16 protein-coding genes are annotated in these 17,597 nt (G+C 55.9%); 14 read left to right on the top strand and 2 right to left on the bottom strand.

The window, feature by feature from the left end; genetic code table 11:
- Positions 1-21: 21 nt before the first annotated feature.
- From M655_RS21430 to M655_RS21415, 4 genes are all read left to right on the top strand, one after another.
- Positions 22-687 carry an RNA polymerase sigma factor gene (locus M655_RS21430; RefSeq protein ID WP_005832038.1) on the top strand — a complete coding sequence of 222 codons (666 nt, stop codon included), beginning with the start codon at positions 22-24 and terminating at the stop codon, positions 685-687.
- On the top strand, positions 678-1,655 hold the full coding sequence (locus tag M655_RS21425; protein WP_026557935.1) for a hypothetical protein: 978 nt from the start codon (positions 678-680) through the stop codon (positions 1,653-1,655). The genes M655_RS21430 and M655_RS21425 overlap by 10 nt, the downstream gene beginning before the upstream one ends.
- Positions 1,656-1,823: 168 nt before the next feature.
- Positions 1,824-2,756 carry a type I pantothenate kinase gene (gene coaA, locus M655_RS21420; RefSeq protein WP_005832040.1) on the top strand — a complete coding sequence of 311 codons (933 nt, stop codon included), beginning with the start codon at positions 1,824-1,826 and terminating at the stop codon, positions 2,754-2,756.
- 22 nt (positions 2,757-2,778) lie between these two features.
- The gene (locus M655_RS21415) at positions 2,779-3,219 is read left to right on the top strand and encodes a 2-thiouracil desulfurase family protein (RefSeq protein ID WP_005832041.1); all 441 of its coding nucleotides are present in this window, start codon (positions 2,779-2,781) and stop codon (positions 3,217-3,219) included.
- A gap of 652 nt (positions 3,220-3,871) precedes the next feature.
- Here the strand turns inward: M655_RS21415 and M655_RS21410 are convergent.
- Positions 3,872-4,741, bottom strand: a complete 870-nt coding sequence (locus M655_RS21410; protein ID WP_025847445.1) for a LysR family transcriptional regulator — start codon at positions 4,739-4,741, stop codon at positions 3,872-3,874.
- A 146-nt stretch (positions 4,742-4,887) separates the two neighbouring features.
- On the opposite strand from M655_RS21410, the gene M655_RS21405 reads away from it, so the two are divergent.
- The 9 genes from M655_RS21405 (at position 4,888) to M655_RS21365 (ending at position 15,230) form a co-directional block, all read left to right on the top strand.
- The gene (locus M655_RS21405; protein WP_026557933.1) at positions 4,888-6,180 is read left to right on the top strand and encodes an NCS2 family permease; all 1,293 of its coding nucleotides are present in this window, start codon (positions 4,888-4,890) and stop codon (positions 6,178-6,180) included.
- Positions 6,181-6,262: 82 nt separating this feature from the next.
- Positions 6,263-7,669 carry a competence protein CoiA gene (locus M655_RS21400; RefSeq protein WP_286085885.1) on the top strand — a complete coding sequence of 469 codons (1,407 nt, stop codon included), beginning with the start codon at positions 6,263-6,265 and terminating at the stop codon, positions 7,667-7,669.
- A gap of 135 nt (positions 7,670-7,804) precedes the next feature.
- A complete protein-coding gene (locus M655_RS21395; RefSeq protein ID WP_005832046.1) occupies positions 7,805-8,590 on the top strand; it encodes an ABC transporter ATP-binding protein in 786 nt (261 codons plus the stop codon).
- Positions 8,587-10,509, top strand: coding sequence for an AMP-binding protein (locus M655_RS21390; RefSeq protein WP_026557931.1), 1,923 nt, complete (start codon positions 8,587-8,589; stop codon positions 10,507-10,509). Before M655_RS21395 ends, M655_RS21390 begins: the two co-directional genes overlap by 4 nt.
- Positions 10,509-11,393 (top strand): branched-chain amino acid ABC transporter permease, encoded by an 885-nt coding sequence (locus M655_RS21385; RefSeq protein WP_005832048.1) that lies wholly within the window; start codon positions 10,509-10,511, stop codon positions 11,391-11,393. The genes M655_RS21390 and M655_RS21385 overlap by 1 nt, the downstream gene beginning before the upstream one ends.
- A 4-nt stretch (positions 11,394-11,397) precedes the next feature.
- Positions 11,398-12,459: a branched-chain amino acid ABC transporter permease gene (locus M655_RS21380; protein ID WP_005832049.1), complete on the top strand. Its 1,062-nt coding sequence runs from the start codon at positions 11,398-11,400 to the stop codon at positions 12,457-12,459.
- A gap of 47 nt (positions 12,460-12,506) precedes the next feature.
- The gene (locus tag M655_RS21375; protein WP_007782849.1) at positions 12,507-13,751 is read left to right on the top strand and encodes an ABC transporter substrate-binding protein; all 1,245 of its coding nucleotides are present in this window, start codon (positions 12,507-12,509) and stop codon (positions 13,749-13,751) included.
- Between the two features lie 20 nt (positions 13,752-13,771).
- Positions 13,772-14,560, top strand: coding sequence for an ABC transporter ATP-binding protein (locus tag M655_RS21370; protein WP_005832051.1), 789 nt, complete (start codon positions 13,772-13,774; stop codon positions 14,558-14,560).
- Between the two features lie 205 nt (positions 14,561-14,765).
- On the top strand, positions 14,766-15,230 hold the full coding sequence (locus M655_RS21365; protein WP_007782845.1) for a GNAT family N-acetyltransferase: 465 nt from the start codon (positions 14,766-14,768) through the stop codon (positions 15,228-15,230).
- Between the two features lie 274 nt (positions 15,231-15,504).
- On the opposite strand, the gene M655_RS21360 is transcribed toward M655_RS21365, so the two are convergent.
- Complete coding sequence (locus M655_RS21360) at positions 15,505-16,563, bottom strand: YybI family spore inner coat protein (RefSeq protein ID WP_007782842.1); 1,059 nt, start codon at positions 16,561-16,563, stop codon at positions 15,505-15,507.
- Positions 16,564-16,844: 281 nt separating this feature from the next.
- On the opposite strand from M655_RS21360, the gene M655_RS21355 reads away from it, so the two are divergent.
- Positions 16,845-17,525, top strand: coding sequence for a queuosine precursor transporter (locus M655_RS21355; RefSeq protein ID WP_007782840.1), 681 nt, complete (start codon positions 16,845-16,847; stop codon positions 17,523-17,525).
- Positions 17,526-17,597 lie beyond the last annotated feature (72 nt).

Below are 17,597 nucleotides of genomic sequence, written 5' to 3'. Positions count from 1 at the left end.
CGCAAGCAGGAGAGCAAGCTGATGCCGTCGGTGTCAGCTTGCTTTTTTATCCAGATAAGAATTTGTGGATTCGCCAAAAAACGTGTAAGAAAATGCGGGCTGCGGTATCTAAATGCTGAAAGGGAGGGGAGGACGCTGAGAGACAAAGAACTGCTGCCGTCGCTCTCGATTCTTCGCACGACAGTCGACGTCTCGCTGGAAGCGATCATGGACGCTCATCTGTACCGGATTTACCGTCTCTGCTGCTGGCTTGTCCAGGACAGGCAGGTCGCAGAAGATATTGCCCAGGAAGTGTTTTTGCGCGCGTACCAGCACCTGCCGCGCTTTCGCGGAGAGAGCAAAATCGAGACGTGGCTGTATCGGATTGCGGTAAATGAGTGCAAACGCTACATGCGCTCGTGGTCGTTTCGGCATTTGCTGTATCAGGCGGAACCGGCTGTGCCTGGCTTTTCCGGGCTGGAAGAGGAAGTGCTGCAAAAAGAAGAGTGGCGCCAACTGGCAGGCTGTATGGCGAAGCTTTCGTATCGTCATCGGCAAATGCTGGTTCTCCACTACTACGAAGAACTAAGCGCGGAAGAGATCGCGGCGGTTCTCGGCATATCGCCCGGCGCTGTCTACACCCGTTTGCACCGCGCGCGCGAAAAGCTGAAAAAGCTGTTGCTAAAGGAGGGAGAACCGTGGACGTAGAAAAAGGATTGCGCCAATTGGCAACAGTCGAACGGCAAGCGTGGAAGCTCGACGACGAGCGGAAGGCACGCATGGAGCAGAACATTCTCACACAGGCGAAAAGACGGAAAAGCGCGCTCCCGCGAATCGGAGGGGCGGTTGCTGCCGGAATCGTGCTGGCGGTCACGGTCGGCGTCGGCCTTCAGGTTGGTGTGAGCAATCAAGGGGGCAAACATCCGTTGGAAGCGCCCTATGGCGAAGCGGTACTTTGTCAGCGCGCGGCTCAGCTAATCGAGATCATGGCCTTGTACGGCGGAGTACACGCAGCGAAAATTTCCGCTTCTCCGTTGGCGGGAGTTTTTGCCGAGGCGCAGGAAGGCGTTCTGTTGGAGGAACCGTACAGGAAGGTGCACATCCTCTTTTTTCCGGAAGGGTACAGGGCCGATCAAATCAAGATCGTGGAGGACTTCACTCGCCCGAAGGAGGTCACTTATACGTTTCAGGGGGCGAAGCTGCGGGAGGATCTCCTGCCGCTTTCGGCGAGCGGCCCGACGTATTTGTATGCGGTCAAAAACGTCCTGTTTCTGACCAACAGCTTGTCGCTGCATGCGGACGTGAAATTTGCGCTGGACCGCGAGCAGCGGCATGAACAGTTTTTGCAAAGCTTCGGGCTGTCGCTGTCGGCGTATGCGTACCTCCACGATTACAAGCAAAACGCGATCTATACAGACATGGGTTGGAAGCAAGACGCGCTGAAACAGATCGGGCTGCTTTCCCGCCAGCCGATGGTGGAGCGCGGAACGGCCTACAAGGGCAGTATTCCTGCCGTCTTTTTGAAAAAAGACGAGCCAGTGGCTGTCGTCATATACAATGACGGGCTGGGAAGCAACCACCTTGCCAAATATCGCTGGGACGAGCAGGCGCAAAAGTGGGAGCTGGAAGAAAAAAAGCGCATGCCCGCAACAGGTCCGGCAGCGACGGCGACGTAACAGCGAGGCGGGATTTTCCGTGGGTGCGCATCTGTTTTCCATAAACAAAGAAGGTGCTGTGGCTCTATTTGGGACACCCTCTTGTTCCCAAGAGAGGCATGCTAGTGTAAACTTACCTTGTGATGAAACAAAGAAAGCACTTTCATGATGGAAAGGATGTACATTCCCATGGCATCACCCTACGTTACGTTTAATCGCGAGCAGTGGAGAGCGCTGCGGGCCTCCACACCGCTTACCATATCAGACGAAGAGCTCGCCTGTTTGCAGGGGTTGAACGAAAATATATCCATGACTGAAGTGACCGATATTTACTTGCCGCTGTCCCGGCTGCTGAATTTGTACGTCGGCGGCATGCAGGAGCTGTATCAGGCGACGCATACGTTTTTGGGCAACCAGGACGGCAAGGTGCCGTTTATCATCGGGATCGCCGGAAGCGTGGCGGTCGGAAAAAGCACGACAGCGCGTATTTTGCAGACGCTTTTGTCGCGCTGGCCGAATCATCCCAAGGTCGATCTGGTGACGACGGACGGCTTTTTGTATCCGAACCGCGTCTTGGAAGAGCGGGGGATCATGAAGCGCAAAGGCTTCCCGGAAAGCTACGACCTGCGCCGCTTTATCAACTTTTTGGCCGATGTGAAGTCCGGTCTTCCCGAGGTCAAGGCCCCGGTCTACTCCCACCTCGTCTATGACATCGTGCCAGGGGAATGGCAGACTGTCCGCCAGCCCGACATCCTGATCGTGGAAGGCTTGAACGTGCTCCAGCCGCCAAAAGGCGACGAGCCGCATATTTCCGAGGTGATCGTCTCCGACTTTTTCGATTTTTCGATTTACGTGCACGCCGAGGAAAAAGATATTTTGCAATGGTACGTGGAGCGGTTCAAGCTGCTGCGCCAGACGGCATTTTCCGATCCGAACTCGTATTTCCGGCGCTACGCGAGCCTGTCTGACGAGGAAGCGACAGAGGTGGCGACAGGCATCTGGACGGAGATCAACGGAGCCAACTTGGTGCAAAACATTTTGCCGACGCGCGTCCGTGCCCAGTTGATTTTGAACAAGGGACAGGACCACATGGTGCAAAGCGTCAAGCTGCGCAAGCTGTAAACACATGGGAGGGGGATCGCTTGTGAAAATGATTAGCGCTTGCCTGATCGGCTGCGAATGCCGCTACGACCAAAAATCGTGTCTGGACAAGGAACTGGAGCAGTTGCTACGGGACGGCAAAGTAATCCCTGTCTGTCCGGAGCAGTTGGGCGGCTTGCCTACTCCGCGTCCGCCAGCGGAGATTGTCGGGGGAGACGGAAACGACGTGCTGGATGGGCGGGCAAAAATTATCGACCAGACAGGCTGTGACGTGACGGCTGAATTTGTGGCGGGCGCTTATCAGGCGCTGAGGCTGGCGCAAACGGTCGGGGCGACGTCTGCCATCCTGAAAGAAAACAGCCCGTCCTGTGGCAGCTCGTTCGTGTACGACGGCCAGTTTTCCGGGAAAAAGGTGCCGGGAGCTGGCGTGACGGCGGCGCTGTTTCGCAGACACGGCATAGAGGTGAAGTCGGAGCGGAACTAGCTTAGCGCATTGGAAAACTTGGCTGCGCCAAGCCATCGGCGCAGCCTTGGTTGCCCTTGTACTCACCCACGCATCCCCAGCCGAAAAGCAGAGGAAAAGAAAGAACCCGCCGCAAAGCAATAGCGCCGTTTTTCGGAAGCGAAGCTGCGAATAGTAGGGGCGGAAAATAAGGGCAGAGAGCAGGAAATAGACGATATTGGCGAGGAAAAAGACTAGCTCTTGTTCCCCGTGAAGCAAGCGGTGCACTTCGTTTTGCAGCTTTATCCATGTGGACTCGGTGCTCTCGGCAGGAATCAGCCGCTCCCGAACGTAGTCAGGGCCGGAAACCGTATGGTACGCGACGGCATTTCCTGTCAGATCCCGTTCGTATTCGATTTTGTACATGACGTCGGAAAAAATCGACTTCGTGTAAACCAGCTCATCGGTGGCAAAGTGGTGGCGCTCCTTTGCGTTTTCCCAGACGATGAACCAACTGAAAAAGAGCGCGATCACTACCGCCAATTGCCAGTATGATTTTGGTTGTACGCGTCCTTTTTGTGTGCTTTGCAAATTCGATCATGCCTTTTTTGTGTTTTTTACAAATTATACCACAAAAACCCGGACGCGTAGCAGATGGCTGTGCGCACGGGTTTTTGTTTCGGTTTCTACTCGTTTACGAAAACGTTTCGATAAACCGCTTGGCAGCCTTGGACAAGTGTCGGCCCGACTGCCAGACGACAGCGGCAGACGAGTAAATGGACGTCCCGGCAAGCCTGATTCCATGGATTTGTTCGCTCTTGTGCGTCTCCCAGGCGGAAATCGGGACGATGGACGAGCCGACGGAAGCGGCGACCATGCTGACGATCAGCGAGATGTCCGGGCATTCGCAGATGACGTGCGGCGCAACGCCAAGGCGCGAAAACTCTTTGACGATCAGGTCGTAAATGCCAAGGCCGGGCAGGCTGGGCATGATGAGCGGAAGCTTGGCGATTTCCCGCATGTGAATCTCGGTGCGGTCCGCATACGGCGAGCTTGCGGGGACGATCAGGACGAACGCCTCTTCCTCCAGCGGAATCATCGTGCAGTTGTTGAGCGAGTGGGGCAGGCGCACGATCGCGACCTCGATGGTGCGCCGCTCCAGCCACTGGTTGAGCAGTTGGGTATCGCCCTTCCAGACTTTGTAGGTAATGAGCGGATATTTTTGCTGAAACAGGCGAATCTGCTCCGGCAGACGGTAGGCGGACAAGGCGCTCACCCCGATGGACAGCGTCCCGCGAATGCCTTCGCCCGTTTCTTTTACTTCGGAGAGCGCTTCCTCCATCTGGTGGACGATGTTGAGCGCCTGGCGGTACAAGGTAAGCCCGGCTTCGGTCAGCTCCATCCGCTTCCCGGAGCGCTCCACGAGCGTGACGCCCAGCTCGTCCTCCATTTGCTTGAGCTGCTGGCTCAAAGGAGGCTGGGCCATGTTCAGCCGTTTCGCCGCCCCTGTAATTTGGCCTTCCTCCGCGATGGCGATAAAGTAGCGCAATTGCCGTATATCCACGTGTCATCCTTCTTTCGTTTTGCTCAACTATATGATTTCGATATGAAAATCAGATTTACTCGATATTTTTCATATTGTTGTCGCTATGATAGCATATGTTTCAGCAAACCACCGAGAAGACAACCAAAGAAAGAAGGGAAATAGACGTGCGTACGTGGCTGGAAAAGCTGTTTCACTTGCGCGCTTGCGACACGACGTTTCAACGGGAGCTGATCGCCGGATTTATCGGCTTTGTCACCATTGTCTACATTGTTGCCGTAAACGCTTCGATTTTGCAGGATGCCGGAATCCCGATGGAGGCAGGGATTTTGGCAACTGTTCTGACCGCTTTTATCGGATCGCTGTTAATGGCCTTCTGGGCGAATGCCCCGATCATCCTCGTCCCCGGCATGGGGATTAATGCGCTGTTCACCTATACGCTCTGCCAGTCGATGGGCCTCTCCTGGCAGGAAGCGCTGGCGGCTGTATTCGTTTCCGGCCTGATCTTTACCGTCATCGCCTTTACCCGCGCGGCGGCCATTTTGTCCAATGCGATTCCCGCCTCGCTCAAGGAAGCGATCACGGTGGGTATCGGCTTGTTTTTGACCTTTATCGGGCTGCAAAAAGGCGGCCTGATCGTCACCAATCCGTCCACATTCGTCGCGCTGGGCGATTTGTCCAGCCCGCATGTGATCGTGACGTTGGTGACGCTCCTCCTCACGCTGATCCTGTTTGTGCGCAACGTCCCCGGCAACTTCCTGATCGGGATTGCGGCTGGTACGGGACTTGGCTTTTTGTTCGGGATCGTCACGCCGGGTACAGGGGAGACGTTTTCGTTTGCGCAGTTTGGACAAGTATTGGGCGGCATGTCGTTTTCCGCCATCTGGACCTTGCCGTTCTGGATCGCGACCTTTTCGCTTGCGATGGTGATCGTGTTTGAAAACATCGGTTTGCTGCACGGGCATACGGCGATGATCGGCCAGCCGCAAAAGTTTCGCCGCTCGCTGCAAGCAAATGCCTTGTCGGCGGCTATTTCCGGCATCATGGGAACGAGCCCGACCGTCGCAACGGTAGAGACGGCAGCCGGAATCGCGGCAGGAGGGCGGACCGGGCTGACCACGCTCGTCACCGGGACGCTTCTGTTGTTCTCGCTCGGCCTGATTCCGGTGGTGAAAATGATTCCGGACGGCGCGGTTGCGCCTGTGCTCATCATCATCGGGGCACTGATGCTGCAAAATGTGCAAAACATCAATCTGAAAGACTTTTCGGAGGGCTTCCCCGCCTTTTTGATTATCGCGATCATTCCGCTGTCCTACAGCATCGTGGACGGCATCGCTTTCGGCTTCGTGGCGTACCCGCTGATGAAGCTCGCGCTGGGCAAGCGCCGGGAAGTGCCTGCTCTGCTCTATGTGATCGCCGGGCTGTTCTTGCTTAATCTGATGCTGCCTGTATTCACGTAAGGAAGAGATACCCCGACTTTCCGTTGGGGTATTTTTTTGTCCTTCTGCCTTCTGGTACGGTATGGCCGAGGGGGAATGGACAGTGAGACAGTGTGTGCACGGAGAGGGCTTTTCGGTTGATCCGCAGACGCATTCGCCGGAGTTGCTGCGGACATGGTCCGGCAAGCAGTTGTTTTGTCAACAGTGTGGGGCGAAAGTGATCTTTCGGCACGGACAGCGCGTGGCTCCGCACTTCGCCCATGTAGCGAGCAGTTGCTGTGACGCTGGTGAGCCGGAGACAGCCGAGCACAAGGCGGGAAAACAACTGTTGGTGGAGTGGGTCCGGGAGCTGTATCCCGCGAATCACACGCGTCAGGAAGCGTATTTGGAAGAGATCGGGCAGCGCGCAGATGTTTTGACGATTTTCCCGAACGGACAGCGGCTTTGTATCGAATACCAATGCTCACGGATCGAGGACAAGGCATTGCGCAAACGGATCGAGGGATATGACCAGGCGCAGATCGCGCAAATCTGGATCATCGGGAAAAGCGTCTTTGCGAGCCGGTCTGTCAATCGCTTTCGGCTGCAAGCCTGGGAGAAAACGATTTGGGAGCGGCAGCGCCTGCTGTGCCTGCTCGATCCGCTCGGGAGGAAGCGCCTGGACGTGCTCCTGGATTTGGCAGCAGTGGCGGGAGCGAAGACGCTGTTTTCCTGCAAGCGCAGGGCGGAGTGGGAGCTTTCGCGGTTGAAGCTCACGCCGGAAGCGCAGCTTTTGCAGGCAGACGATGCCCCGCTGGCGGCGGAAAAGAAGCGACAAAGCCCGCAAGCCCAAAAAACATCCCGGCGCAGGGCAACAAGGGAAAAGGCGGCGCTGGCACATAAAAAAACGGAACGCGAGCGAGAGCGCGAGTTTTTGGCCCACCCGTTGCGAAAGTTCGCGCTGGCGAGAGTGGGCGACTATCTTTCGCATCCGCTGTTCAACCAGAAGCTGGAGGGCGACCAACTGTTTGCCATCGACCATCGCCTGTGGCAAAGCTATCTGTTTTTGACGGAAATTCACAAGGTCTATCAAAGGAAGGCTGTATTTGCCACCGGAACGGAAATTCCCCGGCTCTTTATCAAGCACATTTTGACGAAGGATGACCGCTTTTTCGAGCGGCCGTTTCGCAGCGTAGTGACCAGGTACGTCGACCAGCGGCTGGCGCAAACGATCCGTCGCCCGAACGAGCGAGAGTCGCCTGGCAAAGCGGTTCACGAGCTGGTGTACGAGTACTTTTGCCGCCTGGAGGCGCTTGGCTTTTTGCGAAATACAACGCCAAACAAAGAGCGCATTTCGGCGAGCGGTATGCTGTACGGAAGGTTTGACGTGCTGTTTGACCGTTTTTGTCCCGACTTGTTCGGCCATACGGAGCGGGAACTGGTCGCCTTTTTTCGGCAGCACGACCTTTGCTATCTGAAGGGCAGGTGGTTTGACAAAAAGCAAACGCGGAAAACACCGCTGGATGTATAGGGAGAAAGAATGAAAAATCAATTAGATTGAAAATAAAGAAAATTTTAAAAATTCAAGAAGGGCTTTGCGGTACAAGCAACGAATGTAATGTTTACATCCAGCATATACATTGCGAAAAAGAAGGGGGGATTTCAGATGGCGTTGCTTGAGGTAGACCGGCTGTCGCTGCAGTTTGGCGGGGTAGCAGCGTTGTCGGAGGTGAGTTTTCACGTGGAAAAGGGCGAGATTTTTGCCCTCATCGGGCCGAACGGAGCAGGCAAGACGAGCATGCTCAACTGCATCAGCGGCCTGTACAAACCGACCTCTGGCACCATCCGCTTCCAGGGCGAGCCGATTCTTGCGCTTCCTCCCTACAAGCGGGCGGAAAAAGGCATTGCGCGCGCCTTTCAAAACATCGAGTTGTTCAAACATATGACTGTTTTGGACAACATCATGCTGGGCAGGCACGTGCGGATGCGGGCCGGGCTTTTGTCGTGCGGATTTTACTGGGGGAAGGCACAGCAGGAAGAGATCGAACATCGGCGGGCTGTGGAGGAGATCATCTCGTTTCTCGAGATTGAGTCCATTCGGCACAAGCCAGTGGGCACTTTGTCGTACGGCCTGCAAAAACGCGTGGAAGTCGGGCGAGCGCTCGCTCTGTCTCCGGAGATGCTGTTGCTCGACGAGCCGATGGCGGGGATGAACAGCGAAGAAAAAGAAGATATGGCGCGGTTTATTCTCGATATTCACGAGGAGCGGGGCACGACGATGATCTTGATCGAGCACGACATGGGCGTAGTCATGGAGCTGTCCCAGCACATTGCCGTGCTGGACTTCGGCAAATGCATCGCTTTTGGCACGCCGGAACAGATTCAGACCGACCCGCAAGTGATCGAGGCGTATTTGGGACAGGAAGGGACAAAAGAGGGGAGGAGCGCATGAAGCTGAAGACCATTCCGCAATATTTGCTGGCAAGGGGAGTGCAGTGGCCGAACAAGACAGCCATGCGCCAAAAAAAGCTGGGCATCTGGCAGGAGCTGACCTGGAGGCAACTGTCGGAAGAAGTGAAAGCGCTGTCAAGTGGGCTTAGAGAGCTGGGCTTTTCGCGCGGCGACAAGCTGGCGATCATCGGGGACAACCGTCCGGAGTGGGTGATGGCCGAGGCAGCCGCGCAAGCGCTCGGGGGCGTATCCGTCGGCTTGTACCAGGATTCGCTGCCAAAAGAGATCGCCTACATTTTGAACCACTCCGATGCAAAAATCGTCGTAGTCGAGGATCAGGAGCAGGTCGACAAGCTGCTGGAAATTGCCGACGAGCTGCCGTTTGTGCAAAAGATCGTGTTTTACAAGGACAAAGGGATGCGCGGCTACGATCACCCGCTGCTCTCCCCGTTTCGCGACGTCCAGCAGCTTGGGAGGCAATGCGCTTATTACGCATCAGGCGAGTGGGAGCGGGAGGTTGAGCAGGGAAGCGTGGAGGACATCGCGATATTGTGCTATACCGCCGGAACGACCGGACCGCCAAAAGGGGCGATGCTGTCGCACCGCAATCTGCTGCACATGACGGAGAGCCTGTTTTCCATCGACCCTGTGGACGTGTCCGACGAGTACGTCTCGTTTTTGCCGCTGGCCTGGATCGGGGAGCAGATGATGAGCGTCTCCGGCGCGTTTCTCGCAGGCTACACGGTCAACTTCCCGGAGGATACGTCTACGGTACAGGCGGATTTGCGCGAGATTGGCCCGCACCTGATTTTTTCCCCGCCGAGAATATGGGAGGACATGGTGTCGCGCGTCCAGGTCAAGTTGCAGGACGCTGGCTGGCTGAAGCGCTCGTTGTACGAATGGTTCCGTCCGTACGGCGAAGCGAAGGCGCAGACTGCGATTGCGGGAGGCCGGCTGACGGTCTGGCAGCGCTTGATGTACACGCTCGGAGACTATCTCGTCTTTTCCGCGATCAAGGATCATCTGGGGCTTTTGCGCATCAAGCGCGCCTATACGGGAGGCGCCGCGCTGGGAGCAGACGTCTCCCGGTTTTTTCAGAGCCTTGGGGTCAATCTGAAGCAAATATACGGGCAGACGGAAGTGTCCGGGATCGCCGCCGTTCACCGCGACGGTAAAATCAGGCCGGATACGGTCGGCGAACCGCTCCCGGGGACGGAGATCAACGTCTCGGACAAAGGGGAAATCTGGATCAAAAGCCCGAGCGTTTTTGCGGGCTACTATAAAAATGAGCGGGCGACGGAAGCGGTGCTGGTAGGCGGCTGGCTGCGGACAGGAGACGTCGGCTACACAGACGAGAGCGGACAGTTGGTCGTGCTCGACCGTTTGCAGGATGTGATCCGCTTGGACAACGACGAGCTGGTGTCTCCGCAGTTGATCGAAACCAAGCTGAAATTCAGCCCCTATATCAAGGAGGTGATGGCGATTGGCACGGATCGCCCGTATGTGACGGCGATTCTCAATATCGACATGGCGAATGTCGGCCGCTATGCCGAGCTGAATCAGGTCGCCTACACGACGTACAGCGACCTGGCGCAAAAGCAGGAGGTGCTGCTGCTCATTCGCCGCGAAGTCGAGCGGATGAACAGCGAGCTTGCGGAAAAGGAAAAAGTGAAGCGGTTTGTGCTGCTCCACAAGGAACTGGATGCGGATGACGAAGAGCTGACGCGGACGAAAAAAGTGCGGCGGAGCTACGTCGCAGACAAGTACGAAGCGGTAATTGACGGCATGTACAGCGATTTGAACGCGGTCTGGGTAGAGGGCGCGGTCCGCTACCGAGATGGTCGGGAAACAGCCGTCCGCACGCAACTGAAAATCGTCGATGTGGACGCGCCGCTGGCGTCGGATGGGGAGGTGGCGTAATGGATATGTTTTGGCAACTGCTGGTCATGGGGCTGGCGGTAGGGAGCATTTACGGCTTGATCGCACTCGGATTTGTCCTCATTTACAAATCGAGTGACGCGATCAACTTCGCGCAGGGCGAGTTCGTGCTGGTCGGCTCGTACGTCTGCCTGACGCTGATTACTTCCTACCAGATACCGTTTTTGCCCGCCTTGCTGCTGACGCTCGTCTTCAGCGCGGTGCTCGGCTGGGCGGTGGAGCGCGTCGTCTTGCGGCCGTTCATCGGCGTGCCCGTCATCTCCATGATTATGGCGACGATCGGTCTGTCCAGTGTCATGGCGGGGATCGTCCACCTGTTCTGGGGGACGGATACACGGGTGTTTCCGGCGATTTTTCCTGTGCAGCCGCTTGCGCTCGGTGGCGTAGTCGTCCCGCAAGTGTACGTCTGGTCGCTGGTTACCGTACTCATTTTGCTCGGGTTGTTTACGTTGTTTTTCAAGTTTTCCAAGCTCGGAATCGCCATGCGCGCCACGGCGGACGATCAGCAGGCAGCTCTCTCCATGGGGATCAGCGTAAAAGTGATTTTTGCCGTCACCTGGGCGATTTCCGCGATTGTCTCGTCAGTCGGCGGCGTACTGCTCGGCAATATTAATGGGGTCAACTCCTCGCTGGCGCTGATCGGGCTGAAGGTGCTGCCAGTAGCTTTGCTCGGCGGACTGGACAGCATTCCCGGCGCGATTGTCGGCGGCTTTATCATCGGCGTGCTGGAGACGCTGGCGGGCGGGTACCTCGATCCGATTTTGGGCGGCGGGGTCAAGGAAGTGTTGCCGTTTGTCGTACTCGTGCTGATTCTCATGTTCAAGCCGTACGGGTTGTTTGGCAAACGTGAGATTGAAAGGGTGTGAGCGGATGAGAAGTCCATTTGTCAGTGAATGCGGAGAGTTTCGCACGACGTATCGGGAAGACATGGCGCTGTACAAAATTCCGCGCATCCGCTACCGGGTGTACGCGCTGCTCGGTTGTTTTCTCCTGCTGCCCTGGGTGGTCAGCGAGTATGTGACCAGTCTGGCTGTCTTGTGTGCCATCGCCTCGATCGGCGCTATCGGTCTGAATATTTTGACAGGTTTTACCGGGCAAATTTCCATCGGGGTCGGCGCTTTTCTCGGAGTGGGCGGGTACGCATCGGCGCTGCTCACGACGTCGCTTGGCCTGAGCTTCTGGATTTCGCTGCCGCTGGCCGGAATTGCGACGGCATTGGTCGGGGCGCTGTTCGGAATCCCTTCCTTGCGGCTAAAAGGGCTGTACCTCGCGATGGCGACTTTGGCCGCGCAAGTGATTATTTTGTATGCGATGAATCATTGGGATGGGCTTACGGGCGGTACAGCCGGGATGATTTTGTCCCGCCCGACGCTGGGCAGCTTTTCGTTCGATTCGGAGATGAGCTATTACTATTTGACGCTGGCTGTGCTCGTGGTTACGTTCGTCTTTTCGGCAAACCTGTTTCGCTCCCGCACCGGACGCGCGTTTGTCGCCGTGCGCGACCGCGATCTCGCCGCAGAGGTCATGGGGATCAACCTGTTTCGCTACAAAGTGCTGGCTTTTGCCACCAGCTCGTTTTTCATCGGGATCGCAGGCGCGCTGATGGGCCATTACACGCTGGTGATTTCCCCGGAGCACTTCGACATCGGGGTGTCGATCGAGTATTTGGCGATGATTTTGATCGGCGGGCTGGGGAGTGTCGTCGGCTCGATTTTCGGCGCGGTGTTTCTCACCTTGCTGCCCGTGCTGTTGCGCGAGCTGATGGATTTGCTCGCTGTGCTGTTGCCGCAGGTGACCGAGCATTACGGCGCCATTCGCCAAATCATTTTTGGCGGCATCGTCATCGGCTTTCTCATCTACGAGCCGGAGGGACTGGCGAAGATGTGGCGCAATTTCAAGGAGAAGTGCAAGCTGTGGCCGTTTTCCTACTAACGCTCTTTGGGCAGCGCCTGTAAAAAATAAAAAGGGGGATTTTCAGGATGAAAAAACGGATGCAAGCGATTTCGGTTGCGATTCTCTCTGCGGTATTGATCGCAGGCTGCGGGGGAGGCGGACAGTCAAGCGCTCCGGCCGCGACAGGCGGCTCGTCGGGCAATTCGTCGGGCGGCACAAGCGCTCCGGCTGCAACTGCGCCTGCGGCCACGATCAAAATCGGCGGGCTGTTTGACGAAACGGGCGGAACCGGAGACGTCGGCAAGCCGTACGCAGAGGGCGAAAAGGCGTACATTGACTACCTCAACTCCAAAGGCGGCATCGAGGGGGCGAAGGTCGAGCTGATCGGCGTGGACTACGCCTATAAAGTCCCGGAGGCGGTGAAAATTTATCAAAAGTTCATCAAGCAGGATAAAGTCTCGGCGATTTTGGGCTGGGGAACCGGAGACACGGAAGCGATGAAGGAGCTGATCGCCAAAGACAAAGTGCCGTTCATCTCCGCCTCCTACTCCGAAGCGCTGACGCAGGTCAACCAGCATCCGTACAACTTCATGACGGCTGCCACCTACTCCGATCAGGCCAAAGTCGCGATCAAATGGTTCCGCGACAACTGGAAAGGCAGCGGCAATCCGAAGCTGGCCTTGCTCTACAACGACACCCCGTTCGGCAAGTCGCCGATTGAGGACGCCAAAGCGTACGCCGCTTCCGTAGGCGTGGACGTCGTGGATGAGCAGATTGTCGATCTCAAGGCGCTCGACGCGACACCGCAGCTTCTTAACATGCAAAAGAAAAATCCCGACTTCGCCATCATCCAGCAGACGTGGGGAGCGACGGCTACCATTTTGAAGGATGCGAAAAAGCTCGGGCTGACGACCAAATTCATCGGCTTGAACTGGGCGGCGGGCGAAGGCGTCATCACGCTGGCGGGCGACGCGGCGGAAGGCTACATCGGTGTCATTACTCACGCCTTCCCGTACGAAAATTTGCCGGGACTGAAAGAAATCGAAGACTACCTCGCCACCAAAGGAGAGAAGCTGGCGGACAAAAACCAGAAGTTCGTCCAAGGCTGGGTCGCAGCGAAAATCATGGTGGAAGGAATTAAAAATGCGGGCGACAATTTGACAGGCGAAGGAATCAAGGCGGGCATCGAAAAAATTTCCAACCTGGAGTTTGGCGGCCTGGCTGCTCCTGTCTCCTTCTCGGCTGATAATCACCGCGGAACGACGCAGGTGCGGCTCGGCGAAGTGAAAAACGGCAAGTTCGAGATCATTACGGACTACATCGGCTACTAAAGGCTGGATCGGGGGAAGCCATGCTAACACTGAACAACGTGGAAGTGATGTACGGCAAGGTGATTCTCGTCCTGAAGGGGATGTCGATGCACGTGCCGGAGGGGAAAATTGTCGCGCTGCTCGGCAGCAACGGCGCGGGCAAGACGACGACGCTGCGGGCGATATCCGGCCTGCTGAAAAGCGAGAACGGCGAAGTGACGGACGGCAGCCTGGAGTACGCGGGAAGCGTCATCACCGGGAGAGAGCCGGAGGAAATCGTCAAAAGCGGAATTTTTCAGGTGATGGAAGGCAGGCGCGTGTTCGAGCATCTCAGCGTGGAGGAAAATCTCATCGCCGGAGCCCATACGCGGCGGGAACGCGGCTCGCTCAAGGACGAGATGGAGCAGGTCTACCACTACTTTCCCAAGCTGAAAATGCTGCGCACAAGAACGGCTGGCTACTTGAGCGGCGGCGAACAGCAGATGCTGGCGATCGGCCGGGCGCTGATGGCCCGTCCACGGTTGCTCTTGCTCGATGAGCCATCGCTCGGTTTGGCCCCGCTGCTCGTGAAGGAAATTTTTTCGATCATCAAAAAGATCAACGAGGAGCAAGGCACAACGATACTCGTCGTCGAGCAAAACGCGAATGTCGCCCTGTCCATTGCCGATTACGGCTACATCATGGAAAACGGCAGGATCGTGCTGGAAGGGGACGTGGAGTCGTTGCAGTCCAACGAGGACGTTCGCGAGTTTTACTTGGGTATGAGTGACGGGAAGCGAAAAAGCTTTCGCCAGGTGAAGCACTACAAACGGCGGAAGCGCTGGTTGTGACGGCAGAAAGCGGCAAAGGCAGCCATCCTCTTTGGGGGGTGGCTGTTTGCTTATTGATCTTTTCATCCAGCCAGTGGTAAATTTAGGGGTGCTGTAGCGGGTGCGCACCATGGCGTGCCTCGCTGCCACACGTCCATTCACGGGCTTTAACGCAAGGCTGGCCGCTTTGCGAAAAGACTGCACGGCCCGATCAAGGAGGGAAAGCATGCTTCCGTTAACGTTACAACAGGTCGATGAGCTGACCGCCGATGTCGCGGCCGTAATCGCGCCGTGCCTGTACAACCCGACACCGGAAAAGCTGAACGTGCTCATGAGATTGTACAAGACCGATCCGAATCGGAGCTTGTACGCCTGCGTCGATGGCGACAGCGTCTTCGCGATTATCGGGCTGAAAAGGAATCCGACTGAGAATACGGCGGTCATTTTGCATATTGCGGTCACAGAAGAGCGGCGGGGACAAGGCGTCGGACGCCAATTGATCGACGACGTCTTGGCCCTGCACTCGTTGGCTGCCATTCAGGCGGAAACCGATCGGGAGGCGGTTGCTTTTTATCGGTCGTGCGGGTTTGCGGTGGAGAGTCTGGGGGAAGTCTACCCCGGCGTTGAGCGTTTTTTATGTATGAAAAAGAATGAGGCTGGACTTGCGGGGAAGAGGGAAAGCGCCAGGTAAGCCAGTTTTTGCAAAAAAGGACACCTTTTGCTTCGTCATGAGCAGAAGGTGTCCTTGCTTGTTGAGCGAGTTGCTTGTTGAGCGAGTTGCTTGTTGAGCGAGTTGCTTGTTGAGCGAGTTGCTTGTTGAGCGAGTTGCTTGTTGAGCGAGTTGCTTTGTTGAGTGAGCTGCTCTGCTTGGTGAGTTACTTGTTTGCTGAGCTACTTGTCTGCTAAGCTGCTTGTTTGGTCCGTCGCCCATCTCCCTCAGTTGCCCGAAGCGTCTGTTGCCAAGCTTAGCGCTTCACCAGCACGAACGCCTTTTTCACTTCATCCAGCGTCATGACGAGCGATTGAAACTTTTTGCCTTTGTCAGTCGCCGGGTCAAACACGCTGTCTTGTGGCAGAGCCGCGACGTAGACGGTGTTGGTTGCGGGATTTTGCGCGATTTCGTAGCCGACTGGCGGTTCATTTGGCGTGTTCAGCTTTTTCCAGTCGCTTTTGTCAAAAGCGTAAATCACGACGACCGCTGCCTGGTCTTCCGCCTTGCTGCTGTTGAACAGGAAGGAGGTCACGCTCTTGGCCTCTGGCAAGTATGGATCGGCATGCGGGCCTGTTTTCTCGTCGATCAGGATGTTCCCGTTCCACGATTGTGGAGCGAGAAAATCATAAGCGGAGTCGTAGCTGCGAAAAGAGCCTTGATACACTGTTTTCTCCGCTTTGGTCGGCTCAAAATGGGCGCTCATCAGTTCCCACTTGCTTTGGCTCCATTTCCATTTCGATTTGAGGTAGCCGCGCACGTCTGCGTTGTAGTCTCCGGTCAGGCGCTCTGTGCCTTCCAGCACGTAAAGACCGTTTTTGTTGTTGTCGATTGGCTTCAACTCGACAAATCCGTCTCCAACGATGCCTTGTTTGTCTTTATCAAGGCCAGGCAGGCTGAGCTTTTCGGCTTTGCCGTTTTGGACGGTGTAGATGTGCTGGATGGTGTAGCCGCCGCTGCCGCCCGTATTTGCGGTAACCATGATCTCGCCTTTTTTGTCGTAGGTGAAGTCTTGCACGGACAGCTTGGGCTCATAGCCGCCGTCTTTGACGTCAATCGGAAACGACTTCTTGGTCTGGCCATCTGTTACTTTGACAGTGAGGGCGGAAATGTACGGGCTGTTTTTGTCTTTTTTCCCGTAGAGCGTGATCGTGTCGGCCTTTTTGTCGCCTGTCACGTCAGCCGTTTTTTCCGCGAGCGCCTGCAGGTCTTTTGTGGCAGAGCCTGTGCTTGCGGCGTCGGCGGTCAGGGCTTGTCCGGTGAAAAGCACCGAGGTGAGCAATGTCCCTGTGACGATTTTGTTCCAGTTGTTCATGTTGAATGTTCTCTCCCATCTTGGTGTTTGTTCATGGTGTCAGGTGAGTGTGTGGTGAGTGAGTTCATGTGTCTTGCTACACGTTCATTATGTACGATAGAGTGGATCCGATGGTTACAGACAAGTGACAGCCCGCCTACAAAACAGTAACAGGGAAAAAGCGGGCGGGGCAGCTTCCTGCGAGCATTGCGCAAACAGCCGATTCCAAGTAGAATGATGAAATGCCCAAAAGGGCCGCGGTTCGAAAAACTCCCGCGTTATCAAAACTAGGAGGCTATCATATGTTTAATCTTGCACTCGGAGTATGTTTTGCTCTGGTGAATTTCGGGCTGTTTCTGCTCTGCTACCGCCTGTTCGGCAGAATGGGGCTGTACGCCTGGATCGGAATGGCTACGGTGCTGGCGAACATTCAGGTGGTCAAAACCATCGAGATGTTCGGGCTGGTCATGACGCTCGGCAATACGATTTATGCATCCATCTACCTGGTGTCAGACCTGCTGAATGAAAAGTACGGCGAGCGGGCGGCGAAAAAGGCGGTCTGGTTCGGCTTTTTCACCTTGATCGCGACGACGATCATCATGCAGCTCGTGCTGTTGTTTGATCCGCAGCCGGAAGACATTGCCCAGGAATCGCTGGAAAAGCTGTTCGGCCTGATGCCAAGGCTCGCTTTGGGCAGCCTGTGCGCGTACTTGCTGAGCCAGTTCGTGGACGTGAAAATTTACTCCTGGCTGAAGATAAAGTGCCCGGGACGCAACCAGTTGTGGATTCGCAACAACGGGAGTACGCTGTTCAGCCAGTTGCTCGATTCCTTGACGTTTTGCACGATCGCTTTTTGGGGCGTCTACCCGCTGGAAGTGTGGTGGCAAATTTTATTGACCACGTATTTAATCAAGTTCGTCGTCTCGGCTGCTTCGACGCCGTTTCTCTATATCGCACGCAATATGAAGGTGTCGGAAGAGTAAGCACAAAAAGACAAAAAAAAGCCACCTGATCTTACCCTTGTAAAGTAGACAGTCTATAAACAAGCCTTTATA

The organism is Brevibacillus sp. NSP2.1 (assembly GCF_000470975.2).
Classification (GTDB): domain Bacteria; phylum Bacillota; class Bacilli; order Brevibacillales; family Brevibacillaceae; genus Brevibacillus; species Brevibacillus agri.
The sequence above is the reverse complement of the archived record's forward strand: the minus strand, read 5'-3'. Positions and strand labels throughout refer to the sequence as shown.

Coding starts and splice junctions, on each gene's coding strand:
- M655_RS21390 (WP_026557931.1), top strand. CDS start 8,587: ATGAAGCTGAAGACCATTCCGCAATATTTGCTGGCAAGGGGAGTGCAG.
- M655_RS21430 (WP_005832038.1), top strand. CDS start 22: ATGCCGTCGGTGTCAGCTTGCTTTTTTATCCAGATAAGAATTTGTGGA.
- M655_RS21370 (WP_005832051.1), top strand. CDS start 13,772: ATGCTAACACTGAACAACGTGGAAGTGATGTACGGCAAGGTGATTCTC.
- M655_RS21395 (WP_005832046.1), top strand. CDS start 7,805: ATGGCGTTGCTTGAGGTAGACCGGCTGTCGCTGCAGTTTGGCGGGGTA.
- coaA (WP_005832040.1), top strand. CDS start 1,824: ATGGCATCACCCTACGTTACGTTTAATCGCGAGCAGTGGAGAGCGCTG.
- M655_RS21375 (WP_007782849.1), top strand. CDS start 12,507: ATGAAAAAACGGATGCAAGCGATTTCGGTTGCGATTCTCTCTGCGGTA.
- M655_RS21380 (WP_005832049.1), top strand. CDS start 11,398: ATGAGAAGTCCATTTGTCAGTGAATGCGGAGAGTTTCGCACGACGTAT.
- M655_RS21365 (WP_007782845.1), top strand. CDS start 14,766: ATGCTTCCGTTAACGTTACAACAGGTCGATGAGCTGACCGCCGATGTC.
- M655_RS21355 (WP_007782840.1), top strand. CDS start 16,845: ATGTTTAATCTTGCACTCGGAGTATGTTTTGCTCTGGTGAATTTCGGG.
- M655_RS21360 (WP_007782842.1), bottom strand. CDS start 16,563: ATGAACAACTGGAACAAAATCGTCACAGGGACATTGCTCACCTCGGTG.
- M655_RS21385 (WP_005832048.1), top strand. CDS start 10,509: ATGGATATGTTTTGGCAACTGCTGGTCATGGGGCTGGCGGTAGGGAGC.